Source organism: Caldichromatium japonicum (assembly GCF_011290485.1).
GTDB classification, from domain to species: Bacteria; Pseudomonadota; Gammaproteobacteria; order Chromatiales; family Chromatiaceae; genus Thermochromatium; species Thermochromatium japonicum.
This window is the reverse complement of the sequence record NZ_CP048029.1, coordinates 1,423,863-1,448,637: the sequence shown is the minus strand read 5'-3', so window position 1 is coordinate 1,448,637 and position 24,775 is coordinate 1,423,863. Positions and strand designations below refer to the sequence as shown.

Here is a 24,775-nt window from a genome sequence, read left to right as displayed (position 1 = left end):
CCCTCAGGATAGCAGCCGATGATGAACACTTATTGATCCGAAACCAATGAACTTATATTACGCGGCATCATGGAGCTTGGGATGCTGGAAGTAGCGCATGATGCGTTGGGGGGAATTGAGAAGGCGGCGCAGGTGGCTGACGGTCGCCTTCTTCAGATCGTCCTTGGCGCGGGAGGGCGCCTGCGCGGTGATGGTGGCCTTGAGCATCTCGTTGGGGTTCAGTGCTGGGCTGTAGGGGGGGAGGGAGGAGGCCTCGATTTGATTGGCGCATGCAGCCAGCCAGGCCTTGACCGGCTTGGTGTGATGCACGTGCAGGTTGTCGAGGATGAGGAAGATCTTCTTGCCCCTGGCGTCCTTGACGAGCCGCTTCATGAAGTCGATCAGGATGTCGGCGTTCATCGCCCCCGCGAACGCCTTCCGACGCACCTTGCCGCGGTTGGTCAGCGTCGAGATCACCGACAGGCCTTCGCGACGGTGCGTGACGCGAATCTCGGGCGTCTTGCCCGCCGGCGGGCTTTGCTCATAGGCGCGCCGAATCGGTTTCTGGGGCGTCAATCCCCAGCGCGCCATGTACTTGCCCTCCCCCTGCGGCCTGAGCTCGATGCCAAAACAGCCGAGGATCAACTGCCGCACCGCCTGCCGGCTCCACAGCGCAAACGGCAGCTTCAGCTCATCCGGTGTCCCGTCGCACATGAGCTTGCGTATCTGGGCGTCCTGCTCCGCCAACAGCGCCCGCTTCTCGCCCACCTTGCGCCCACCCCCCTTGTCCTTGGGCCCCTTCGCGCCCATAGCCTTTGCAGATGTCGAACACCCCTGCGCCCAACAATCCCCTCTGCGCGCCTATCGCTTCATACCTCCAGCCACGCCGCCGCTCTTCGCGCGCCGCAAACGACAGCAATCTCATGTCTCGTCTTTCCATGCCCACGACATCTGGACAGCTCACTCAATTTCAAAAGCATGTGTTTCTTATCAAGAAATTTAAGCCAGTGGGCGACAAGGGCCAGCCATCAAGGCAGAGAGGATGTCAACGAGAAGACAGAGCACGCTGCTCGGTTAGATGGGGCAGCGCAGGTAAGACCTCTGCACACTCAATCCACGACCTTTCTTGTAGAAGGTCTGGATATATCTTGTAGAAGGTCTGGATATATAGGGTGAGGGCCTTTGCGGATCACAGAGCTGATCCCTAAAGGAGTTCTTGGGTTACGAATAGATACCCCACGGCGATCACCACGATCGCAATGGTGACATAAGGGATCAGGATACAGATCCCGGGGAGATCGTTGCAGACCCGACTATACCGACAGAGCTTACAACCTTTCATAAAATGCTCCGATGGCGTGTATCCTGGTGTCGATCCGAGGGCGAGCACCTGGGCTGAGTCGCCCCGGGGCGCTATCCTCAACCATATCCGCACGTTCCGCAATCTGCACCGATTCCTTATCATGGCTGGACTGACTTTGCACCATCCTGCTCCTACCGAGCAGCCCTCGAAGATCGCCTTCATCAGCCTCGGCTGCCCCAAGGCAACGGTCGATTCAGAGCTGATCCTGTCGCGCCTGCGCGCCGAGGGCTATAGCTTGCAGTCCGACCTGGATCAAGCCGATCTCGTGATCGTCAATACCTGCGGCTTTATCGAGCCTGCGGTCGATGAGTCACTTGCAGTGATCGGCGAGGCACTGGAAGAGAATGGACGGGTGATCGTGACCGGTTGCCTGGGGACGCGCGCTGAACTGATCCGCACGCATTATCCCGAGGTCCTGGCAATCACTGGTCCGCGTGACCTAGAGGCGGTCATGGCCGCAGTGCATGAGCGGCTGCCGCCACTGCAAAGCGCTTTGTGCAATCTGATCCCCCAGCGCAGTCTGCGTCTGACCCCGCGTCATTACGCCTATCTCAAGATCGCTGAGGGCTGTGATCATCGCTGTAGCTTTTGCATCATCCCCGGCCTACGCGGTCCCTTGGTCAGCCGTCCGATCGGTGAGGTCTTGGCAGAGGCCTGCCAGTTGGTGGAGTCTGGGGTGCGCGAGATCTTGGTGATCGCACAGGACACAGCTGCCTATGGTCAGGACCTGAAATACCGACCCGATTTCTGGGCTACCCAGCCGCTGCGCACCCATGTCCTCGATCTCGCGCAGGCGCTTGGGGAGCTGCCTGCCTGGATCAGGTTGCATTATGTCTATCCATATCCACAGCTCGATAAGCTGGTTGAACTGATGGCAGAGGGGCTGATCCTGCCTTATCTGGATATGCCCCTGCAGCATGCCAGCCTCAAAATCCTGCGCGCGATGCGCCGACCTGCGGCAACTGAACGGATTTTGGAGCGTCTGGAAAAGTGGCGGGCATTGTGTCCCGAGCTGGTGGTACGTAGTACCTTCATCGTCGGTTTTCCCGGCGAGACCGATGATGATTTTGGAATGCTTCTGGACTTTTTACGCGCCGCCCAGATCGACCGGGTTGGGTGTTTTACCTATTCACCGATCGTGGGGGCCGCGGCCAATGATCTGCCAGCTTCCGTTCCTGAACCTGTCAAACAAGAGCGACTCGAACGACTCATGACGCTCCAGGCCGAGATCAGTCGCTCCAAGCTTGCCGGCCGTCTCGGCCAGCGTCTGACCGTCCTCGTCGATCGCGTCGAGGAGGATGCAGTCATCGCCCGGAGCTATGGCGATGCCCCCGAGATCGATGGCCAGGTGATCATCGAGGGCGCTTGGGAGATCGCCCCGGGCGATTTCATGGAGGTCGAGGTCATAGATACGGATGCGCATGACCTCTGGGCAAGGCCGCTTGCGGTGGATGCATAGAGGGGGTTCTTGGCGACCTCGGGTCTTGTTTTTAAGGGAATGCCGGTCCGCTCTGTTTACCGAGTTTTTTTAGGATCAAGGCCAAGGGGCAAAATCCAGTAAAAGCGGATTGAAAGAGATTGGCCCCAACGAAGGCGGTAAACCATAGCCAATAAGGGCTAATAAAATGGGCGAGCAGCAATGAGATCAGGATAAAGCCGCCAGCGACGGCGAGAACGATGCGTTCAATGGTCATGGGATTCACTACACTCAATCAATGGAAAGCATAATTAATCATAAGGATTGATAACACTCTTGTTCAACACGTTTGCCCCGGACAGCTGGGCTGTCCAGATCCAGAGTCAGAGGGGTAGCAAGGGCCTGATTGCTCGACGCTCTTGCCATCCGGTCCAAGCGAGGAGGCCCTACAATGCAAGAAGAAGATCTGGTGTATTTGAGCGCAGCCTTGCAGCATCCAGCGGCCTATCCGCATCCGACACCAGACATCCAGCATCTCGAGACCCATATCTCGCATATCTTCCTGGCTGGAGACTATGCCTATAAGCTCAAAAAGCCGCTTAACCTGGGGTTTCTCGACTTTTCGACCCTAGAACAGCGCAAATACTGCTGCGAGGAGGAGGTCAGGCTCAATCGCCGGCTTGCGCCGGACCTCTATCTGGGGGTGGTCACAATCAACGGCAGCCTCAAGGCACCGCGCATCGGGGGGGCAGGGCCCATCCTAGAATATGCGGTTCAGATGCGCCGTTTTCCGCAGACGGCACTCCTTGACCGGCAGACACTCACACCTGAGCTGATCAATCGCCTGGCCGAGTTGATCGCCGATTTTCATCTTATCCTTCCGCCAGCCGCCCCTCAAAGTGGCTTTGGCTCGCCCGAGCGGGTCTTGTCGCCCATGCTGGAAAACCTTGCCCAGCTCCGCGCCCGTCTTGATCTCCCCGAGGTCCGGGCCGCAGTGGATGAGCTTGATCAATGGACGCGCAAACGTTTTGTAACCTTGCGCCCCATCATCGAGACCCGGCGGATCGAGGGATTCGTGCGGGAGGGGCATGGCGATCTGCACCGCGGCAATATCGCTTTGGTCGATCAGCAGATCTATATCTTCGATGCCATCGAGTTCAATCCCAACCTCCGCTGGATCGATACCGCAAGCGATATCGCCTTTTTTGTGATGGATCTGGAACAAGCAGGTGAGTTTGCTGCTGCCCGACGTTTTTTGAATCGTTATCTCGAGCGGACCGGCGATTATGGCGCCTTGTTGGTATTGGATTTTTACAAGGTCTATCGCGCCCTAGTGCGCGCCAAGGTGGTAGCAATCCGCGTAGGTCAAGACGATCTTACATCTGAGTCCGCTGCAACAGCCCGCCGTGATCTTTGGCGCTATCTGGAATTAGCGCTGTCTTATCAACCCCGCCGTCCGCGCCGTCCGCGTCTTTTGATCGCCTGCGGCCTCCCTGGATCGGGAAAGAGCCGTTTGTCGTTGCAGCTGCGAGAGGTCTGGCCCCTGATCCATCTGCGTTCGGACATTGAGCGCAAGCGGCTGTTTGGCCTGCACGAACAGGCACGGACCGTGAGTGCATTGAATGGCGGGATCTATTTCCCCAAAGCGACCGAATGGACCTATGAGCGCCTCCATCGCCTGGCCGATCTGATCCTGTCAAGCGGCTATGATGTCCTGGTCGATGCCACCTTCATCATCCAAGCGCGGCGTAGGCGTTTCGCCGAGCTAGCGCGCCGGCATGGGGCCGGCTTTGCCATTCTGGCGCTTGAGGCGCCGCTCGAGGTCTTGCGCGAACGGATCAAGTGCCGGCTGGCGCGGGAAGGCGATCCCTCGGAGGCCGATCTGCAAGTCCTCGAACGCCAGCACGCGAGCTGCGAGCCCTTGAGCACAAGCGAACGCACCCAAGCGCTTATGATCGATACCAGCCGCACGCCGCCCTTCACCGAGATCCTAACCCGCCTGACTTATCTGATCGAACAAAGGCATGACTCCGGCAGTTCGTTCCAGGGAGCCCCTCAAGAACCAGTCTCCTCATCACCGCTGACCCCGGGTTAGAAATGACAGCCACCCCTTTTTGTTTGGCATATGCGCCTGCAAGTGATCAAAATAGCTCAATCCACGGACCGGTCTATTATGTGAGTGCGCCATGCCAGATAGCCTCCTGGGCATTCAGCCGATTTTCAATCGCCAACGCGCGATCGTGGCCTATGAACTCTTGTTTCGCAGTCCGGCGGGCGGGTTTGACGATGACCCGGTCGATGCCGAGTCGGCGACCGTCCAGGTCATCCTCAATGCCTTCATAGAGCTCGGCGTCGAGCGCTTGGGTCGGGACAAGCGCCTGTTTTTAAACATGAACGAGACGCTTCTCAACAGCGAGCTGATCCAGACCCTGCCGCCCAAGCGGGTGGTGCTCGAGATCCTGGAGACCGTTCGGGTCACGCCAGAGCTTGTCGCAACAGCCCAGCGCCTGGTGGAGCAGGGGTTTGTGCTGGCGCTGGATGACTTTGTCTATACCCCAGAGTGGGACCCGCTGTTGGCGTTGGCGCGGATCATCAAGTTCGATGTGCTGGGGGTCGATCGCGCCGCCATTGCCGCCAAGATCGCTGCCTTGCCCGCTGGCCATCGCCTGCATCTCCTCGCCGAAAAGGTCGAGACCGCTGAACAGTTTCGCGATTGTCTGGAGCTGGGCTTCGATCTGTTCCAGGGCTATTACTTGGCCCGACCCCAGATCATCAGCGGCCACCGACCGCCAGCCAATCGGCTCCAGGCGCTGCATCTGCTCGCCCGTCTGCAAGACGACGAGATCGGTCTCATGGAGGTCGAGCAGCTCATCAGCCGGGATGTCACCCTAAGCTATCGGCTGTTGCGCTTCATCGGCAATGCGGCGATCTCCCAGGGACGTCCCCTGCATACCCTTAGACAGGCGATCACCCTGGTCGGTCTGCACACCATCCGCCAATGGGCGGCGCTCTTGATCCTAGGTTCCATGGAGGGCGTCAACCCCTATAGCTTTACCCGCGCCTTGACCTATGCCCTTTTTTGCCAGATCGTCGGCGAGCGCCATTTCCCCGAAGAGCGCGATCGGCTATTTACCGCAGGGCTCTTTGCCAATCTCGACGAGATCCTACTCATCCCCTTGCGTGAGGCCCTGGAGCCCCTGCCGCTCGGCCAGATGATCAAGGGTGCGATCCTTAGGTATGAAGGACTGCTGGGATGCGTATTGTTACAGGCCAAGCAGATCGAGGATGGTGAGCAGATACCCAATGCTACCTTGCCTGGGGTAGGCGGTGAACAACTGGCCGTGTATTTCTTGGAGGCATTCGCCCGGGCTCGCGCCCTGCAGCATGAGATCGAATGCAGCGCCTCGCGCTAAACGGTGAGCACCCCCACACCGATGAGCATCAGGATGCCCGCAGGCAGGCGCCTGTGCATGCCGCCTTCGCCAAAGAGCCAGGCACCATACAGCATCCCGAATAACAGGCTGGTGCGTTTGACCGCGATCATATAGGCGACCTCGACCCGCTGGATGGCGAGGAAATGGGTCAAGACCATGACCCCAATCAGACCGCCCACGACGAACACCGCCCAAGGGTGCCTGATCAGGGCCTCGAGGCGTGCTGGCTGTGGCAGGATCAACACCAGGGCCACCCCAAGACCCAGGAGGCCGAAATACAAGGCAGCGAAGGTGGTCGGGGAGAGATAGATAAGCGCCCCCTTACCCAGGCTGGCGGTCAGGGTATAGAGGACGGCGACCATGAGCATCAGGCGGGCACCCTGCTGTTTCAGGATCGCAGCAAAAGGGATAAGCCAGCCCCGCCAGCCGCTGTTTTGCATCTGATCGCTGTTGAGCAACCAGGTCCCGGCGACGACCAAGAGGATCCCCAACAGACCCTGCACCGAGACCTGTTCTCCAAGCAGGGCCCAGGCGACCGCGATGCTCAAGACCGGCGTCAGGGCGAGATAGGGCAAGGTGAGCGAGAGCGGGTGGTCGCGGATCGCCGCCATATAGAGCCACATTGCCAAGAGCTCCAGGGGGAGCATCAAACCCACCCATCCCCAAAAGCCCAAGGGCAGGCCGGCCAAGCTCCCAAGGTCCGGCCACCAGGGGATGAGCAGCAGGCCAGGCACACAGAAACGAACGATGACGAGCTCTGAGGCGGTCAGTCCTCTTAGCCAGGCCTTGGTCGCAGCATCGGCGCTGGCGAGGCTGAAGGCGCAGATTAGAGCAAGCGCGATCCAGCTCACGCGGATCGCGACCCTGCGCACCCTTGAGAGCTCAGCCAGGCGCTCAAGACCTCAAGCCCAGCCCCTGGACGCTGGGCCTCGGTGCTCAACAGCCTGCGCCAGGCGCGCGCCCCTGGCTGACCGTGGAACAAACCTAGCAGGTGACGGGTGATGGCATGCAGTGGAACTCCCTGCGCCGAATGGCGCTCAACATAGGGGATCAGTCGTTCCAGGACCGCGCAGCGGCCGGGGAGGGGGTGATCGTCGCCAAAGATCAGGCGATCGGCCTCGGCCAGGAGCCAGGGCTGATGATAGACAGCGCGCCCGATCATGACCCCATCGAGGTCCTGCAAAAAAAACCGCGCCTGCTCCAGGCTCTGGACCCCGCCGTTGATGACGATCGGAAGGCCGGGGAAATCGCGTTTGAGCGCCAGAACCAGGTCGTAACGCAGGGGCGGGACGCTGCGGTTCTCCTTGGGATTCAGGCCCTGCAACCAGGCCTTGCGGGCATGGACGATGACCGCATCGCAGCCGGCCTCGATCAGGTGCCCGACGAAATCGACGAGCTCGCCATAGCTGTCGCGCGCATCGATCCCGATCCGGTGTTTGACCGTCACCGGCACAGTGACAGACGCACGCATCGCCTGAACGCAGTCGGCAACCAGCCGGGGTTCGGCCATCAAACAGGCCCCGAACTGACCCTGTTGTACCCGATCCGAAGGGCAGCCGACGTTAAGATTGATCTCGTCATAGCCCCAGTCTGCGGCGATCGCAGCGGCGCGCGCTAAAAGCTCAGGGTCTGAGCCTGCAAGCTGGATCGCTAAAGGGTGTTCGGCGGCGTCATAGGCCAGAAGCCGTTCGCGGGCGCCGTAAAGCAGCGCCTGGGCGACGATCATCTCGGTATAGAGCAGGGTATGCCGACTGATCAGGCGCAAGAAATACCGGCAATGGCGGTCGGTCCAATCGAGCATGGGGGCTACCGCCAGACGCCGCTGATAGGCAAGCCCAAGGCGTGGGGCTGGGGGAGGCGATTTGGTTTGGCGAGGGGGGCCAATTGATGGTTGCGGCGATCTGGCATCTAACATTTGGTCTTATTGTAAGGGTCTAGCAAGGCCTTCGATCAGTGGATAAGTGGGTACCGGCCTTATAATGGCGAAAGGTGCTGATTTTCATCAAGCGAGCGGTTATTCATGGCTGCGCAGACTGCCAAACCTATCCAGCTCGGCCTCATGAGTCCGCTCACCGGGCTGGTTGCCCTCTATGGTCAAGAGATTGTATGGGCAGGGCGGATCGCCTGCGCCGAGGTCAATGCCGCCGGCGGCATCTTGGGGCGCCCGCTGGAGCTGTTGATCGAAGACGACGGCAGCCTCCCTGAGACCGCAGTCCCTGCTGCCGAGCGCCTGCTTGCGCAAGACTGTGTGGCCTTGATCGGCAATCTGCTCTCCAATGCCCGCATTGCGGTTGCAAGCCAGGTGGCTGAGGTCAGGCAGGTACCCTATCTCAATTTTTCGTTCTATGAAGGCAGTATCCACAGTCGGTATTTCTTTCATTTCGCCGCCCTGCCCAATCAGCAGATCGAGTACATGATCCCTTACATGGCCGAACTGGTCGGTCCCAAGATGTATTTTGCTGGCAGCAACTATGAATGGCCGCGGGGGTCGATCAACACTGCCAAGGAGTCCCTGCTCGCTTGCGGTGGCGAGGTAGTGGGCGAGGAATATCACCCACTCGGCAAGGCGCCGGTCGATTCTCTGCTCGACCGGGTCCACCGCTCAGGGGCCAATGTCTTGGTGCCCTATTTTGCCGGCGCCGAACAGATCAAGGTGCTGACCCGTTTCTCCGAGCTAGGTCTTAAGCGGCGCATGTGCGTGGTCATGGGTCATTACGACGAGGCCATGGCTGCCTTTCTCCCGCCAGAGGTCCGCGAGGGCTTTTATTCTTGCAACACCTACTTCATGGCCCTCGATACCCCCGTCAACCGGCGCTATCTTAGGGCCCTCAGCGAACTCTCCGAGGTCAGCGGAATCTGGCCTCAGGGCAATGGGGTGCTCACCAATTTTGGCGAGGGGGTGTATCTCTGCGTCCATGCCTTTGCCCGCGCTGCCAATCAAGCGGGATCGATCGAGGCCGAGGCGCTGATCGCGGCACTTGAACACATCGAGGTCGAGGGCCCCCAGGGGTTGGTGCGTATGGACCCTTTGACACATCATGCTGCGGTCAATACCTATCTTGCGCGCGCGACTCAAGGGCGCTTTGAGATTGTGCGCGCCTTCGGTCAGATTGCCCCGAAGATCCCAGGGTGTTATCGCCAGCCGCCCAACTTGCCTGCCCCCCTTGGTCCTGCGATCCCCAATACACCCGATACATTAGAGTTGCAGCCAGGTAAGCGCGACCTGCAGATACCAGCGCTCTCTAGTTCGCTGCAGGAGATCCTGGTCACGGTCGATGTCGGGGTATTGGCCATCGACGCCAGCGGGTCGATCATCGAGGCGAACTACCGTGCCGCCGAGATGTTCGGCTATCGGCGCGAGCGGCTTGTGGGGCTGCCCTTACAAGAGCTGATCCCCCCACCTTTTCGCCAGGCGCATGCCGCCTATGTGGAGGCCTTTTTCCGCGGACCGGTGCGCGAGCGGCGTATGACCAACCGGATTGATCTCCATGCTTATCGCAGCGATGGTTCGACCTTTCCGGTCAATATCTCCCTCGCCAAGATCCTGCTCGAAGGGCAAGAGGTCACGGTTGCCACTGTTCTTGACATCACCGATCGCAAACAGGCCGAGGAGGAGTTGGTCTGGCAGGCCCTGCACGATCCGCTCACTGGCCTCCCTAACCGCACCATGATCCGCGAGCGTCTCGAACAGGCACTGCGGCGTTCTCAGCGCCAGAACTTTGGCGTCGGTGTGCTGTTCATCGACCTGGATGGCTTTAAACTCATCAACGACAGCTATGGGCACCCGATCGGCGACGAGTTCTTAAAAACCATCGCCCAGCGCCTCATCGATCATGTCCGCCCAGGTGATACCGTCGGCAGAGTGGGAGGCGACGAGTTTGTCATTCTCTGCGACCAGGTTGAAGAGCCCCAGGAGCTCGCCGCCCTCGCCGAGCGATTGAATTCGCTCCTGTGCGAGCCGGTAGAGCTCGACGGCCAGCGCCTGTTTGTAAGTGCAAGCATCGGTCTGGCTATCGGTCATGGGAGCACGCATGATGTCAATGACCTTTTGCGCCATGCTGATGCCGCCATGTATCAAGTCAAGGAGCAGGGACGGGACGGCTGGCGTTTCTTCAGCGAGGAGATCCATGACCAAGTACGCCAGAAGCTCGACATCACCCTGGGGTTGCGCCAAGCAATCGAGCGCGCTGAGCTGCAGGTCCGCTTCCAACCGATACTCTGTGTCCAGAGCCAATTAATCCGCGGTGCCGAGCTTTTGCTACGCTGGTTCCCCAAGCAAGGCGAGATATCGCCAGCATGCTTCATCCCCATCGCTGAACTGAGCGGCGCGATCGTAGCGATCGGCAAATGGGCCTTTCGCCAGGCCTGTCTGGCTGAGCAGCGCTGGCGCGCGCAGTTCGGGTCGGAGGCACCCTATGTCAGCGTCAACCTCTCGGCGCGCCAGCTCAACGATGCCGCACTAGTCGATGATTGGCGCGCCGTGCTTGCTGAGACCGGCGCTGACCCCAGGCAGATACTCCTGGAGCTCACCGAGACCTCGCTGATGAGCAATGTGCCCTTTAATCTCGCCATACTCAATCAGCTTGCTGAACTGGGTTTTAGGGTAGCGGTCGATGATTTTGGGACAGGTTATTCCTCGCTTGCCCAGCTGTTACGCCTGCCGGTGAGCACGCTCAAGATCGATCGCGAGTTCGTCGATGGATTGGATAAGCGGCACAACAGTCGTGCTATCGTCCGCGCCGTTTGCAGCATGGCCCATGCCCTGGGTCTGACCGCGATCGCTGAGGGGGTGGAGAATGCTGAGCAGCTGCACTTTTTGCGCGATATCGGCTGCGACTATGTCCAGGGGTTTTATTTCTATCGCCCGCTGATCGAGAGCGATTTCCTGGCCCTATTGGGAGAGGCCAAGGCACAGCGTCAGATGGTAGCGCCTCTGGATCTATATACCGTCCTCTATGTCAGCCTCGCTGCCCAACCCATGGACGATGCCGATCTCCAGGCACTCCTGGAACAGGCACGCGCCTTTAACCGCAGCCAGGGGATCACCGGCTTTCTGCTGTATTTAAATAGATCGTTCATGCAGCTCATCGAGGGCAAGCGCGAGCGCGTCCAGGCGCTTTTAGAGCGTATCCGCCGCGATCCGCGCCATCACAGCCTCAAGGTGATCTTCGAGGGCACAATCAGCCAGCGGGCCTTTACCAGTTGGAGCATGGGCTTTCGCGACCTGAGGCAGGTTGCGCGAAGCACAGGTAATATGGAAATCGAGGCATTGGATCTATTCGCTATGGCCCAGGACCCCAGCATCTGTTACAACTTCATCCTGGCCTTTGCGCCCCAGAATATTGTCCAGCATGTGCCAGACCCTCAGGGCAAGGCAAATGCCGAACCGATCAACCACCTGACTTAGGATGTATTGATTGTGGCCAAAACCAAGACGATCACGACCGATGATGTCCTGTTGATGCTGTGCGGCTCGGTGAAAAAGGTCCTGTCGGTCGCGACCCAGACGCAGATCAATTATTCGCCCATGGTCCAAAAGATCACCCGGACCTGTTTGCGCCCAGACATCGGCTGTTTTGTGCTGTTTGATGGCGGTTTTTCAGGTCTGGTGATTATGAACTTTTCGGCTCCTTCGGCAATGGAGCTCTATCGCGCCTATATGACTACTATGGGCATGCCCGAGTCTGAACTGGCTGCCCAATATACCTCGGATGAGGTCGGCAATATGCTCGGCGAGCTCATGAACCAGATCGTCGGCGACTTCACCCGAAATGTAGGCAGCGAGCTGTTGATCACCATTAACCAGAACCAACCCAAAATGCTCACCATCAACAAGGAGGTGATCGTCAGCATCGATGCTAACCTGGATCGCGCCCAAGCGCGGCGGGTGTCATTCACCACTGCTAATCGCAATGTGTTTTATATGGAGCTAGCGATGGACCGCACCGAGTTCATCCAGCTCCATGAGTTTGAGCGTGAAGAGACCGACCCTGACCGGATCGTCGAGGAGATCAAGCAGCAGCAGGGGGGCGAGACGCTAACGGTCACCGATGATCAGGCCCTGGTCGATCAGAGCCTGCTCGATCAACTCGGTCTGTAGGCACAGAGACCGCCTACAGACCGGTCATCAGCTTGGCGCGGGCGATCAGTTCATCGATCTCGCGCTCAGCTGCCGCCCAATCCTCTGCCTCGTGACCGGGGGCGAATTGGCGTTTCTCGGCCTTGTAGTAGGCCGCCTCGCGGATCATGGCGAGACGCTGTTCATCGGAGACCGTCGCCAACTGGCGCAAGAGGTCCTGCTGATCATCCTGCTGTTTGGTCTCAGCTGGGTTTGCAGGCATCGGGCGTTTACGCGTCGTCCGCACCCTTGCCGGCGCGCCTGCATCCTCTGTCTCGGCAGCTCTGCGCTGACTGGGTGCGGGAGCAGTTGCTGCCGGCGGGGCGGCAGTCTTTGGCTCCTTACGTGCTGCGGTCTTTTTGACCACCGCGGCCTTGGGCGCTGTCTTTTTGAGTACGATCTTGTCCTCAGCCATGTCGGTCTATACCTCCTAATGTGCATCGTTACTGGATAGCATATTATTGATCCGAAACCAATGAAGATGCTGGAAGTAGCGCATGATGTGTTGGGGGGAATTGAGAAGGCGGCGCAGGTGGCTGACGGTCGCCTTCTTCAGATCGCCCTTGGCGCGGGAGGGCGCCTGCGCGGTGATGGTGGCCTTGAGCATCTCGTTGGGGTTCAGTGCCGGGCTGTAGGAGGGGAGGGAGGAGGCCTCGATTTGATTGGCGCATGCAGCCAGCCACGCCTTGACCGGCTTGGTGTGATGCACGTGCAGGTTGTCGAGGATGAGGAAGATCTTCTTGCCCCTGGCGTCCTTGACCAGCCGCTTCATGAAGTCGATCAGGATGTCGGCGTTCATCGCCCCCGCGAACGCCTTCCAAGGCACCTTGCCGCGGTTGGTCAGCGTCGAGATCACCGACAGGCCTTCGCGACGGTGCGTGACGCGAATCTCGGGCGTCTTGCCCGCCGGCGGGCTTTGCTCATAGGCGCGCCGAATCGGTTTCTGGGGCGTCAATCCCCAGCGCGCCATGTACTTGCCCTCCCCCTGCGGCCTGAGCTCGATGCCAAAACGGCCGAGGATCAACTGCCGCACCGCCTGCCGGCTCCACAGCGCAAACGGCAGCTTCAGCTGATCCGGTGTCCCGTCGCACATGAGCTTGCGTATCTGGGCGTCCTGCTCCGCCAACAGCGCCCGCTTCTCACCCACCTTGCACCCACCCCGCTTGTCCTTGGGCCCCTTCGCGCCCATAGCCTTTGCAGATGTCGAACACCCCTGCGCCCAACAATCCCCTCTGCGCGCCTATCGCTTCATACCTCCAGCCACGCCGCCGCTCTTCGCGCGCCGCAAACGACAGCAATCTCATGTCTCGTCTTTCCATGCCCACGACATCAGGACAGCTCACTCAATTTCAAAAGCATGTGTTTTTTTATCAATAACATTCAATCGCTTTATATGACTTGCCAGTCGTTCACAATCCCCGCTCACAATCCGTCTGGCGCCAAACGCCCAATCCTTAAAGTGTCAGGTCCCGGATGATTGTAGGGTCGCTTGGGGAAAAATTTGGGCCGTTGCTGATACCAGCCCTGCCCTGCATGGCCGGCATGGGCGTTCGACCGTTGAGGGCCCCCTGGGGCAGATGATGGTTGGAGCGCCTTAGGGCAAGAGGGTGCGCTCTAGATCCTGGCTGCTGACCAAGTGGTGGCTCCTGAGCACCTCCTCATTGAGTTTAACCTAGATGACGAGCAGGATGTCGCCTCTAAATATCTAAACGATCGTTCTTACCTTGTGGGCGAGAAAGATCGCGCCTCGATTCGGCTGTCAAATCGCGGGATCGGTCGCACCAGCTGCGCCAACGCCATGCAGCTTGCAATCCGAAACTTGTTACGCTATTCAGTCATGTCTTGATCATGCCAGAATCAATGACTTATCCAAAAGTATTTTGGATTTAGAAGCATTTTGAAGCAGACTATGGTTGCAAGCCGCAAAGTGGAGACAGAATAAGCAAAGAACAATCCCTTCAGACATACGATGCACTCGATTTGCGCTATTCGCCGTTTTGGGCATAACCATCCCCAGACAATCATGGATAAACAGTAAGACAGAGACTCATCGATTGATAGTGAACCAAATCATCTAAGCCTTGGTATCCTTGGGACCAAGCGCTTCCAAGCCATTACAGGTGTTGTCATGACTGTCGCCTATCATGCGCTCGTGCTCAATCTCCATCAGCCGCAAGGCAACCTGCAAGACCTGTTGGACCATCAGACCTGGGAGGCCAAGGAGATCCTGTTCGCGATGGATCGCATCCCGCGCAGCCTCTGGGGGAGGGAGGAGCTTGCCCGCGTGCATTTGTCCCTTTCTGGGACCCTGCTTCAGACCCTATCTGACCCCTTCTTTCAGCAGCGGGTCTATGGGATCGTCGATTGTGGCTCGCTGCTTTGGCATTTTCAGAACCTGGCGCTCTTTGAGGTCCTGGGGACCGGCTATTACCATCCAGTCCTGCCGCTGATCCCCGAGGCCGATCGCCGTGAGCATCTGGCCCGCTGGCTGGACATCGCGCGGCATCTGCTCTGGCGCCCGAGTTTCCAGGGCTTCTGGCCGCCGGAGATGGGCTTTGCGATGGAGTTGATCCCGATGTTGCGCGCCTTCGGCTATCGCTATGTCTTCGTCGATAGCGAGCATGTTGAGCCGGTCACCCCCATGAGCTGGCCGGAACTGCGCTATCGACCGCACATCGCCCGCTATGGCGATGATGAGATCATCGTGGTGGTGCGCGACCGCGAGCTTTCCGACGCCCAGGAGTCGGGCATGGAGGTCGATTGGTTCCTTAAGGAGGTCGCCGAACGCACCCGCTGGTGCGATTTCCCCCCGCTCGTCACCACCGCAACCGATGGCGAAAACGGCGGCTGGTTCCGCAACGTGACGCCCGAGGCCAACTTCTGGGGCGCTTTCTATCTGCCCCTTTTGGACCGGATCGCTGGAGAGGCCGCGCCCATCCGTCCGACCTTTATCAGCGACTATCTTGACCGCTATGGAGCACATGGCGAGGTGCGGGTACGCACCGGCGCCTGGAATACGGGCTGGCACCACGGCCGCGATTTCACTCAATGGACAGGCTCAGAGCGGCAACGTCAGACGATCGCGGCCTTTGCCGAGCTCAGCCGTGCGATCCACGAGGCGCGCTGGTTTGCCGGCGAGCGCGGGGTGACCTCCGGCCCCGAGGCCGATACCTTGGGCGAGGCCCTGTTTCATCTCTTGCGCGCCGAAACGAGCTGCAATCTTTACTGGGGCGAGGCTTGGGTGCCGCGCGCCGAGGCCGATCTGGCCGCAGGACAGGCGGCGCTCGATCGGGCGATCGCCCTGGCCCGAACCTCCCTGACTGAGGCCGCGGATGTGACATACCCAGTCGCCGCGGAGGGGGAGGCAATGGCCGAGACCGATCAAAGCGGGCCCATCCCCGAGGCCCCGCTGGATCAATCCCTTTCCCAATCAGGAGTCCAGTTATGAACCCATTGCCCCAATCCCTGCCCGAATATATCGGAGAGTTGCCCAATATCTGTGGGCATGAAACCGAGGTCGAGCAGGTGATCGCTCGCAGCCGCGATCAGCGTCTCTTTGCCGAACGCGGCGGGATCGATCTCAACAAGATCCGTGCCGCAGCGGCAATCGCCTTACACCAGCATCAGCCCTTGATCCCCGCCGGGGGATCTGATCTCAAGACCGCGGCGCTGATCAGCAATCTCCAATACATGATGGAGAACCAGCACATCGGGGATAACCACAACGCCCCGGTCTTTGTCTGGTGTTACAAGCGGATGGGCGAGTTCATCCCGCAATTGATCCACGAAGGGCACTCGCCGCGGGTGATGCTGGAATATTCGGGCACCCTGCTCCATGGCCTGCGCAGGATGGGTGAGCATCATGTCATCGATGCCCTCAAGACCATCACCTGCAACCCAGATTACAACTGGGCGGTTGAGTGGTTGGGGATGCCCTGGGGTCATGCGGTCGCGCCCTCGACGCCGGTACAGGACTATCGGCTGCATGTGCGCGCCTTCCAGCATCACTTCGCTGCGATCTTCGGCTGGGAGGCGCTGGAGCGCATTCGCGGCTTTTCGCCCTCGGAGATGGCCCTGCCCAATCATCCCGATGTCGCCTATGAATTCGTCAAGACCCTGGTCGATTGCGGCTATCAATGGGTGCTGGTTCAGGAGCATACGGTGCATCTCGCAGGCACTGAGCGTCACCCCGAGCGCCCGCATATCCCGCATCGTTTGGTGTGCACCAGCTCGACAGGCGAAACCGCAAGCATCATCGCCATCATCAAGACCCAGGGGTCAGACACCAAGCTGGTCGCCCAGATGCAACCCTGGTATGAGGCGCGCGGCCTCAACCGTCTGGATCTGGCCGGGCGTTCTATCCCGCCCTTGGTCACCCAGATCGCCGATGGCGAGAACGGTGGGGTGATGATGAACGAATTCCCGCCGAAATACATGGAGGTCGTGCGTACCGCCAGTCACACGGACGTGCCCCTGATGAACGTCAGCGAATATCTGGAACATCTCTTTGCCCTCGGGATCAAACCTTCGGATCTGCCCGAGATCCAACCCCTATTCCACAACCGTATCTGGTCGCGGATGCAGCCGGGCGATGGTCCAGAGCGGCTCAATCAGGTCATCGAAGCACTCAAGCGCGAGGACGGGCGTTTCCACATGGAGGGCGGGAGCTGGACCAATGATCTCTCCTGGGTTAGAGGCTATGAGAATGTCCTAGGACCAATGGAAGAGGCTAGCTCATTGTTCCATGAGCGAGTCCTGCGTCCAGGTATCCCGACCAAGCATCCGGCCTATCGCAATGCGCTCTTTCATCTCCTGGTCTCGCAAACGAGCTGTTATCGCTACTGGGGCCAGGGGCTCTGGACCGACTATGGGCGCGAGATCTGCCAGCGGGTCACGGAGATCATCAAGCACGACCTCGCCGCCTAGACTCTGATCCATTCCCAAGCGGCGACGGAAGATACCCCCGTGGGGTGGAATATGGCAGCATGTTAGCCGCCCTACATCCACCCCCAGATGAGAGAAGCGACCCATGGACACCATGCAGAAATATGTCTTTGCCTTTGAAGAGGGCGACGGCAAGAACAAAAAACTCCTCGGCGGCAAGGGTGCCAATCTGTGCGAGATGACCCAGATCGGGCTGAATGTCCCGCCAGGCTTTGTCATCACCACCGAGGCCTGCCTGGCCTATCTCGATGACCCCCAGCGCCACCTTCCGCCGGGTCTCATGGATCAGGTGCGCGATCAGATGCGGCTCCTCGAACAAAAGACCGGTAAGGGTTTTGGCGATCCAGATAACCCCTTGCTGGTCTCGGTGCGTTCAGGCTCAGCGATCTCGATGCCCGGGATGATGGACACCATCCTCAATCTCGGGCTCAACAGCGATACCCTCCAGGGCGTGATCCAGGCCACAGGGGATCCGCGCTTTGCCTACGACTCCTACCGCCGCTTTATCCAGCTCTTCGGTAAGGTGGCGCTGGGGGTTGCAGATACGCTGTTCGACGAGGCGTTCGAGGCGGTCAAGGAGTCTGCACATGCCAAACAGGACGTGGATCTATCGGCCGATGACCTGCGCCAGGTCTGCGACCGGTTTTTGCAGATCGTCGAGGAACAGACCGGGCGCCCCTTCCCATGTGACCCCTATGAACAACTCGAGATCGCGATCAAGGCGGTCTTCAATTCCTGGATGGGCAAGCGCGCCGTCGATTACCGCAAGCAGTTCAATATCACCCCGGACATGGCCAATGGCACTGCGGTCAATGTGGTGACCATGGTCTTTGGCAATCGCGGCAACGACTCGGCCACCGGTGTGGGCTTTACCCGTAATCCGGCCACCGGCGAAAACAAGCTCTATGGCGAGTATCTGGTCAATGCTCAGGGCGAGGACGTGGTCGCAGGCATCCGCACCCCCAAGCCGCTCGATTATCTGCGGGTCGAGATGCCCGAGCTGGCCGATCAGCTTGAAGAGTTGCGCAATAAGCTCGAGGCCCATTATCGCGAGGTCCAGGACTTTGAGTTCACCATCGAGCGCGGCAGGCTCTATTGCCTGCAGACGCGCAACGGCAAGATGAACACCGTGGCCCTGGTGCGCACCTCGGTCGAGATGGAGCGCGAGGGCCTGATCACCAAAGAGCAGGCGTTGCTGCGCATCCCACCCGAGTCGCTCGAACAGATGCTCTTTCCGCGCCTAGACCCCAATGCCAAGGCCGAGCCTGTGGCCCAAGGTCTGGCAGCCTCCCCAGGTGCGGCATCGGGGATCGCGGTCTTCGACGCCGACCGCGCCGAACAGCTCGGCAAGGGTCAGGGCCTTAAGGTCATCCTGGTGCGCGAGGAGACCAAGCCCGAGGACATCCACGGGTTCTTCGCCTCGGTTGGGATCCTCACCTCGCGCGGCGGCAAGACCTCGCATGCCGCCGTGGTCGCGCGCGGCATGGGCAAGCCCTGTGTGGCCGGTGCTGAGGGGATCAGTGTGGATGTCGAGCGGCGCGAGGCCCGGGTGGGCCTGACCAGCTTCAAGGAGGGCGATGTCATCACCATCGATGGCACCACCGGCAAGGTCTATCTCGGCGAGATCCCGACCGTCGAGCCCGAGTTCACCCCGGAGCTCAATACCCTGCTGGGATGGGCCGATGAGCTATCTAGGCTCAGGGTCAAGGCCAATGCGGATACCCCAGATGATGCCCGCCGCGCCAGGCGTTACGGCGCTGTGGGGATCGGCCTGGCGCGCACCGAGCGAATGTTCAATGCCGTCGATCGCCTGCCGATCGTCATCGAGATGATCGTCGCCGAAACCGCCGAACAGCGCCGCGCGGCCCTTGATCGCCTGCTGCCCATGCAGCGCCAGGACTTCTATGAGCTCTTTGAGGTGATGTCACCCCATCCGGTCACCATCCGGCTCCTAGATCCCCCGATCCATGAGTTCCTGCCGGATGAGCATGTGCTTGAGCGTGAGCTCAAGGAACTGAGGGCGCTGGCCCAGGTGGCAGGCGGCCTGGGGGTATTGGCCAATGCCGCCAGCCTGATCCATGCCCCCGAGGGTGTACGCCTCGAGGTCGAGCGCGCCCATCGCATGATCGACCCCGCGGTGGTCGAGGAGGCCATCGCCAAGAAGGCGGCGATGCTGAAAAAGGTCCGGGCGCTCTATGAAACCAATCCCATGCTTGGGCACCGCGGGGTGCGGCTGGGCATGACCTTCCCTGAGATCTATCAGATGCAGATCCGCGCCATCCTCGAGGCGGCTGCTGAATGCGCCAAGGCGGGGATCGAGGTCCATCCCCAGATCATGGTGCCCCAGGTCTGTACCGTCCAGGAGCTGCGCAAGGTCAAGCAATATGTCGCCGACATCCATGCCGAGGTCCAGGCGCGCTATGGCAAGCCGGTCGATTTTAAATTTGGGACCATGATCGAGGTGGTGCGCGCCTGCATGCGCGCCGACTCATTGGCCGAGGAGGCCGAGTTCTTCTCCTTCGGCACCAATGACCTCACTCAGGCAACCTTCTCCTTCTCGCGCGAGGACGCCGAGAACAAGTTCCTGCCGCTGTATAACCAGTCGGGTCTATTGCAGGACAACCCCTTTGAGGTCTTGGACGTCAAGGGGGTAGGCAAGCTGATGAAGCTGGCCGTGGAATGGGGGCGCTCGGTCAAGCCGGATCTTGAGGTCGGGATCTGCGGCGAGCACGGGGGGCATCCGCGCTCGATCGCCTTCTGTCATGAGGTCGGCCTGAACTATGTGAGCTGCTCGGCCCCGCGCGTGCCAGTAGCGCGCCTGGCTGCGGCCCATGCAGCGCTAAAGGCGCAGGCAACCCACAACCTCTAACCTAAGCGGCAGGGCATGCAGGGTCTCACCCGATGCTTTAGGGCAGCTCTGTGTGCCATGCCGAGTTTACCCTTGGGGACAGCGCTGTATGGAGCCGCATGCCAATAACCGAGTCGGCAAGGTCCTAACCGAGCTGGGTGGGACCTTGTTGCGCCATTGACATCCGGACAAGGCATGACGCTTGAACCTTGCTGGCAGGACTGGCTAGCCTGGGCTGCGGCGCAGGGGATAGACCTGCCTGCCGATCCTGGATTCATCCAGGCCAGGGAGCGCGTCTGGGCGGCGAGCGACTATGTTGCCCGCTCGGTTGCGCGCTTTCCGCACAAGTTTGCCGAGCTCATCGCCTCTGGCGATCTCAGCAAGCGCTATGGCCCAGGGGAGCTCGCGGCGAGGCTTTCTAGTTATCTTGCCGAGGTCAGCGATGAGCCGGGCCTCCAACGCGCCCTGCGCTGTTTTCGCCGCCGCGAGCTGATTCGTATCATCTGGCGCGACATCGCCGAGCTTGCCCCTCTTGATGAGACGCTCGAGGACCTCTCTGAGCTCGCCGAGGTTTGTGTACGCGGTGCGCTCGATCATCTGGAGCCCTGGGCTTGGTCGGAATGGGGCAGGCCCCGCGCTCCAGATGGCCGCATCTTGCGCCTGATCGTGCTGGCAATGGGCAAGCTCGGTGGGCGCGAGCTCAATCTCAGCTCAGATATCGACCTGATCTTCGCCTTCGCCTGCCCGGGCACGATCCAGGATGGACCGCGCCCGCTAAGCCACGATCAGTTCTTCATCCGTTTGGCACAGCGTCTCCTCAAGGCGCTCGCTGATATCACCGCCGATGGATTTGTCTTTCGCGTCGATGCGCGCCTGCGACCTTTCGGCGAGGCCGGTCCTTTAGCGATGAGCCTGACGGCGATGGAGGACTATTACCAGTCGCAGGCGCGCGAGTGGGAGCGCTATGCCATGATCAAGGCGCGCCCCATCGCCGGCGACCCAGAGGATTGCGCTGCGTTGATGGAGATGCTGCGCCCCTTCGTCTATCGCCGGTATCTGGACTTCGGGGTCTTTGAGTCGCTGCGCGAGCTCAAGCGCTTGATCAACTACGAGCTCCATCGGCGCGGCATGGAGGCCAATATCAAGCTCGGGCCGGGCGGCATCCGCGAGATCGAATTCATCGGTCAGGCGTTACAACTGGTCCGCGGCGGGCGTGATCCCGAGCTACAGATCCACTCCATCCGCGCGGTCTTGCAGCGTCTAGGTCACAAAAGCCTATTGCCCCAAACAGCGGTCGCCGAGCTCGATGCCGCCTATGTCTTTTTGCGCCGCGTCGAAAATCGCCTACAAGCCCAGCGCGATCAACAGACCCATTGTCTGCCCGGCAACCCCATAGATCAGTTACACTTGGCCCAAGCGATGGGCTATGCAGACTGGGCGTCATTTACGGCGGCGCTCTCTGCCCACCGCGAGCGGGTCCAGACCCATTTCGATGCCCTGTTCGCCGAACCCGAAGCCGAAGCTGAGTGCGAGGAGAGGGCCTTATTCGCAGCCCTGTGGCCGCTTCCGGAGCCTCAGGCTGCGATCGAAAGGCTGCAGGGCGCAGGCTTCGCCGATCCAGAGGCCCTATATCAGCGGATCGAGCAGTTTCACACGATCTGTCTGCGCAAGGGACTCAGCACCCACGGGCATAAGCGCCTCAATCGCATCATGCCGCAGGTGCTGAAAGCAGCCTCCGAGTGCGCCTATCCAGATCTGGCCCTGGGACGGGTACTGACCCTCTTTGAGTCCATCGTCCAGCGCACCGCTTATCTGGCGATGCTCGCTGAGCACCCGCGGGTCCTAACCCAACTGACCCAGCTCGCTGCCTTAAGCCCCTGGTTTACCGAACAGATCGCCCGCCAGCCGATCCTGCTCGATGAGCTGATCGACCTGCGCCGGCTTTACAGACCCTTGCGCCGCGGCGAGCTTGAGTCCGAGCTCGATGATCTCTTGGCGGGCCTCGATCTTGAGGACTTAGAGCAGCAGATGGAGCGACTGCGCCAGTTCGCCTGGTCACAGAAGTTGCGCGTGGCGGCTGCTGATCTGACGGGCGTCATCCCCCTGATGGTGGTCAGCGACTATCTCACTGAGATCGCCGAGGCGGTGGTTGTGCGCGTCCTGGCACTGGCTTGGGGTCAGCTCGTCGCGCGTCACGGGCGGCCCACTGCCGTCGAGGGCCAAGATCAGGGATTCTTGGTCGTCGGCTATGGCAAGCTCGGTGGGATCGAGTTGGGTTATGGCTCGGACCTCGACCTGGTGTTCTTACATGGCAGCGAGAGGGTGACTGCCGAGACCGATGGGCCCAAACCGGTCAGCAACGAGCAGTTCTATGCCCGTTTGGCGCAGCGCATGATCCATATCCTGACCACCCGCACCCCCTCGGGCGAGCTCTATGCGGTGGATACCCGTCTGCGTCCAGACGGCAGCAAGGGGCTGTTGGTACGATCCATGCGCGCCTTCGCCGAATATCAGAGAGAGAACGCATGGATCTGGGAGCATCAGGCATTGGTGCGTGCCCGCCCCATCGCCGGCGACCCTGTGCTGGCTGAGCGCTTTTTGACCATCCGCCGCGCCATCCTGTGCCAATACCACGACCCCCAGCGCCTCAAGGAAGAGGTACGTGTTATGCGCGAGCGGATGCGTGTCAACCTCGATCGCAGCGGGGGAGGGCGCTTCGACCTCAAACAGGGGCGCGGCGGTATTGCCGACATCGAGTTTATGGTTCAATACGCGGTGCTGCGCTGGGCGGCAGCACACCCTGAGCTCGCCGACTGGACCGATAACATCCGGCTGCTTGAGACCCTGGCGCGGCTTGCATTGCTGCCTGGTCCATGCGCCCAGGACCTGATCGCGGCGTATCAGACACTGCGTCAGGCCGATCACCGCAGCGCACTCAGCGGTCAACCGCGGCTGATCGCGGACACTGAACTTCAAGCCGAACGCGAGCAGGTCTGGGCGATCTGGCAGGCGTTGTTTGAGGGCTCAGGCGAGACCGCAAACCTGAACGAGCTGGATTGAGATACGGCTTTAGATCTAAGACAACAAGGCGCGGAGTTGAAGACATGACGACGATGGCAGACCGCGACGGTCTGATCTGGCTAGATGGCGACTGGGTCCCTTGGCGCGAGGCCAAGACCCATGTGCTTACCCATACCCTGCATTATGGCATGGGGGTCTTTGAGGGCGTGCGCGCCTATTCGACCGCCCGTGGAACGGCCATCTTTCGTCTCCAGGATCACACCCGCCGCCTATTCAATTCGGCGCATATCCTCGGCATGCCGATACCCTGGGACCAGGATACCTTGAATGAGGTTCAACGCGAGGTGGTGCGTCGCAATGGCCTGGACTCGGCCTACATCCGTCCGATGTGCTTTTATGGTGCCGAGGGCATGGGTCTGCGCGCCGACAATCTCAGGGTCCATTGCATGGTCGCCGCCTGGTCGTGGGGGGCCTATCTCGGCGAGGAGAACATGCGCAATGGAATTCGCGTCAGGGTGTCTTCGTTTGCCCGCCATCATGTCAATATCACCATGTGCCGCGCTAAGGCCAATGGCAACTACCTGAACTCTATGCTCGCTTTACAAGAGGCCCTGCGCGACGGTTACGACGAGGCCTTGCTCCTGGATACCGAGGGCTATGTCATGGAAGGCAGCGGCGAGAACGTCTTCATTGTTCGCGATGGTGTGATCTATACGCCGGATCTCACCTCGGCGCTCGACGGCATCACCCGCCGCACGGTAATCGCGCTGAGCGAAGAGATTGGACTCAAGGTCATCGAAAAGCGCATCACCCGCGACGAGGTCTATATCGCCGATGAGGCCTTTTTCACCGGCACCGCCGCGGAGGTGACCCCCATCCGCGAGGTCGATGGGCGCTGGATTGGTGCTGGGACCCGCGGCCCAATCACCGAGCGCCTGCAATCCCTCTATTTCGAGCAGGTCTCTGGACGGCGTTCCGAGCATCCCGAATGGTTGACCCTGATATGAGTACGATGCACTCGCTCCTCGCTGAGCTGCGCAGCCAGCTCACCGCAAAACCAGCGCAGACGGCCCCGGAAGCCGAGGTGATCGCGGTGAGGCGTGCAGACCTGCCGCTCTGCTGCCCCCGCTCGCATGAGACCCTCTGGAACATGCACCCGAGGGTCTATCTCCCTATCGAAGACGACCCTAAGCACGAGGTTGTCTGCCCCTACTGTGGCGCGAGATACCGGCTGATCGACTGAGCTCCGGGTACCCGTAAAGGGGTTGAGCAGAAACAACAGCAGATCCAGGCGTAGACACCGTAGACACGCGATCGCGATCCCAATCTAGATCGCGATCCGATCCAGCGGCTGCACCGTGATTTCTTCAGTCAATTCCTGATAAGACAATACCGGCACATCATAGAGCTCACGCTCGATGAGTTTGCGCACATAGCGGCGGATGTCTATCGAAACCAAGATCACAGGACGGTGGCGTCCAGGTTTGAGCTGACCGATCACCTGTTTGCAGCGCGCAGTAAATCTCTGCGCTACAGCGGGATCGATCGCAAGATAGCTCCCCGCTGAGGTCTGGCGGATCGCGCCGCGAATGGTCTCTTCGAGATCTGGGGCCAAGAGATAAGCCGGCAGAATATTCTGTCCGCTGCTGTA

At 60.1% G+C, this 24,775-nt stretch carries 20 protein-coding genes and 1 pseudogene; 11 read left to right on the top strand and 10 right to left on the bottom strand.

The features are described from left to right. Positions 1 to 57: 57 nt before the first annotated feature. The 3 genes from GWK36_RS07095 to GWK36_RS07090 form a co-directional block, all read right to left on the bottom strand. Entirely contained in the window at positions 58 to 747 is a 690-nt protein-coding gene (locus tag GWK36_RS07095; RefSeq protein WP_425482784.1) for a transposase, read from the bottom strand. Beyond that, positions 671 to 904 carry a hypothetical protein gene (locus tag GWK36_RS16050; protein ID WP_425482783.1) on the bottom strand — a complete coding sequence of 78 codons (234 nt, stop codon included), beginning with the start codon at positions 902 to 904 and terminating at the stop codon, positions 671 to 673. The genes GWK36_RS07095 and GWK36_RS16050 overlap by 77 nt, the downstream gene beginning before the upstream one ends. Before the next feature lie 279 nt (positions 905 to 1,183). Then, complete coding sequence (locus GWK36_RS07090; protein WP_166270549.1) at positions 1,184 to 1,321, bottom strand: hypothetical protein; 138 nt, start codon at positions 1,319 to 1,321, stop codon at positions 1,184 to 1,186. A 121-nt stretch (positions 1,322 to 1,442) separates the two neighbouring features. Here GWK36_RS07090 and rimO point away from each other — a divergent pair, with 121 nt between their 5' ends. After that, the gene (gene rimO / locus GWK36_RS07085) at positions 1,443 to 2,801 is read left to right on the top strand and encodes a 30S ribosomal protein S12 methylthiotransferase RimO (protein WP_166270548.1); all 1,359 of its coding nucleotides are present in this window, start codon (positions 1,443 to 1,445) and stop codon (positions 2,799 to 2,801) included. A 31-nt stretch (positions 2,802 to 2,832) separates the two neighbouring features. Here the strand turns inward: rimO and GWK36_RS07080 are convergent, their stop codons facing one another. Continuing rightward, positions 2,833 to 3,036 (bottom strand): YgaP family membrane protein, encoded by a 204-nt coding sequence (locus GWK36_RS07080; RefSeq protein ID WP_166270547.1) that lies wholly within the window; start codon positions 3,034 to 3,036, stop codon positions 2,833 to 2,835. Between the two features lie 174 nt (positions 3,037 to 3,210). Here GWK36_RS07080 and GWK36_RS07075 point away from each other — a divergent pair, with 174 nt between their 5' ends. Further along, on the top strand, positions 3,211 to 4,854 hold the full coding sequence (locus tag GWK36_RS07075) for a bifunctional aminoglycoside phosphotransferase/ATP-binding protein (RefSeq protein WP_166270546.1): 1,644 nt from the start codon (positions 3,211 to 3,213) through the stop codon (positions 4,852 to 4,854). 91 nt (positions 4,855 to 4,945) lie between these two features. Next, positions 4,946 to 6,172: an EAL and HDOD domain-containing protein gene (locus tag GWK36_RS07070; protein ID WP_166270545.1), complete on the top strand. Its 1,227-nt coding sequence runs from the start codon at positions 4,946 to 4,948 to the stop codon at positions 6,170 to 6,172. Here GWK36_RS07070 and GWK36_RS07065 read toward each other — a convergent pair. Together GWK36_RS07065 and dusA are read right to left on the bottom strand one after the other, a co-directional pair. After that, positions 6,169 to 7,065 (bottom strand): EamA family transporter, encoded by an 897-nt coding sequence (locus tag GWK36_RS07065; protein ID WP_343033154.1) that lies wholly within the window; start codon positions 7,063 to 7,065, stop codon positions 6,169 to 6,171. The two genes, GWK36_RS07070 and GWK36_RS07065, sit on opposite strands and share 4 nt — an antisense overlap. Beyond that, positions 7,041 to 7,994, bottom strand: a complete 954-nt coding sequence (gene dusA / locus GWK36_RS07060) for a tRNA dihydrouridine(20/20a) synthase DusA (RefSeq protein WP_246237761.1) — start codon at positions 7,992 to 7,994, stop codon at positions 7,041 to 7,043. The genes GWK36_RS07065 and dusA overlap by 25 nt, the downstream gene beginning before the upstream one ends. 219 nt (positions 7,995 to 8,213) lie before the next feature. Between dusA and GWK36_RS07055 the strand changes: the two genes are divergently transcribed. Together GWK36_RS07055 and GWK36_RS07050 are read left to right on the top strand one after the other, a co-directional pair. Beyond that, on the top strand, positions 8,214 to 11,600 hold the full coding sequence (locus tag GWK36_RS07055; RefSeq protein ID WP_166270543.1) for an ABC transporter substrate-binding protein: 3,387 nt from the start codon (positions 8,214 to 8,216) through the stop codon (positions 11,598 to 11,600). Positions 11,601 to 11,612: 12 nt separating this feature from the next. After that, the gene (locus GWK36_RS07050) at positions 11,613 to 12,293 is read left to right on the top strand and encodes a DUF3334 family protein (protein WP_166270542.1); all 681 of its coding nucleotides are present in this window, start codon (positions 11,613 to 11,615) and stop codon (positions 12,291 to 12,293) included. 13 nt (positions 12,294 to 12,306) lie between these two features. On the opposite strand, the gene GWK36_RS07045 is transcribed toward GWK36_RS07050, so the two are convergent. The 3 genes and pseudogenes from GWK36_RS07045 to GWK36_RS16045 form a co-directional block, all read right to left on the bottom strand. Further along, positions 12,307 to 12,726 carry a DUF2934 domain-containing protein gene (locus GWK36_RS07045; protein ID WP_166270541.1) on the bottom strand — a complete coding sequence of 140 codons (420 nt, stop codon included), beginning with the start codon at positions 12,724 to 12,726 and terminating at the stop codon, positions 12,307 to 12,309. A 15-nt stretch (positions 12,727 to 12,741) separates the two neighbouring features. Next, a pseudogene (locus tag GWK36_RS07040) lies at positions 12,742 to 13,425 on the bottom strand (transposase); the annotation flags it as partial. A gap of 25 nt (positions 13,426 to 13,450) precedes the next feature. Then, the gene (locus GWK36_RS16045; RefSeq protein WP_210756793.1) at positions 13,451 to 13,615 is read right to left on the bottom strand and encodes a hypothetical protein; all 165 of its coding nucleotides are present in this window, start codon (positions 13,613 to 13,615) and stop codon (positions 13,451 to 13,453) included. Between the two features lie 824 nt (positions 13,616 to 14,439). On the opposite strand from GWK36_RS16045, the gene GWK36_RS07035 reads away from it, so the two are divergent. The 6 genes from GWK36_RS07035 (at position 14,440) to GWK36_RS07010 (ending at position 24,367) form a co-directional block, all read left to right on the top strand. Then, positions 14,440 to 15,759 (top strand): polysaccharide deacetylase family protein, encoded by a 1,320-nt coding sequence (locus tag GWK36_RS07035; protein WP_166270540.1) that lies wholly within the window; start codon positions 14,440 to 14,442, stop codon positions 15,757 to 15,759. Continuing rightward, on the top strand, positions 15,756 to 17,237 hold the full coding sequence (locus tag GWK36_RS07030; protein ID WP_166270539.1) for a glycosyl hydrolase family 57: 1,482 nt from the start codon (positions 15,756 to 15,758) through the stop codon (positions 17,235 to 17,237). The genes GWK36_RS07035 and GWK36_RS07030 overlap by 4 nt, the downstream gene beginning before the upstream one ends. 103 nt (positions 17,238 to 17,340) lie before the next feature. Further along, positions 17,341 to 20,124, top strand: a complete 2,784-nt coding sequence (gene ppdK, locus GWK36_RS07025) for a pyruvate, phosphate dikinase (RefSeq protein ID WP_166270538.1) — start codon at positions 17,341 to 17,343, stop codon at positions 20,122 to 20,124. Positions 20,125 to 20,298: 174 nt separating this feature from the next. Next, positions 20,299 to 23,163, top strand: coding sequence for a bifunctional [glutamate--ammonia ligase]-adenylyl-L-tyrosine phosphorylase/[glutamate--ammonia-ligase] adenylyltransferase (gene glnE / locus GWK36_RS07020; RefSeq protein WP_166270537.1), 2,865 nt, complete (start codon positions 20,299 to 20,301; stop codon positions 23,161 to 23,163). 44 nt (positions 23,164 to 23,207) lie between these two features. Beyond that, complete coding sequence (locus GWK36_RS07015; protein ID WP_166270536.1) at positions 23,208 to 24,131, top strand: branched-chain amino acid transaminase; 924 nt, start codon at positions 23,208 to 23,210, stop codon at positions 24,129 to 24,131. 5 nt (positions 24,132 to 24,136) lie between these two features. Next, positions 24,137 to 24,367 (top strand): zinc-finger domain-containing protein, encoded by a 231-nt coding sequence (locus tag GWK36_RS07010; protein ID WP_166270535.1) that lies wholly within the window; start codon positions 24,137 to 24,139, stop codon positions 24,365 to 24,367. Positions 24,368 to 24,451: 84 nt separating this feature from the next. On the opposite strand, the gene GWK36_RS07005 is transcribed toward GWK36_RS07010, so the two are convergent. Further along, positions 24,452 to 24,739, bottom strand: a complete 288-nt coding sequence (locus tag GWK36_RS07005; protein WP_281352063.1) for an FHIPEP family type III secretion protein — start codon at positions 24,737 to 24,739, stop codon at positions 24,452 to 24,454. Between the last annotated feature and the right edge of the window lie 36 nt (positions 24,740 to 24,775).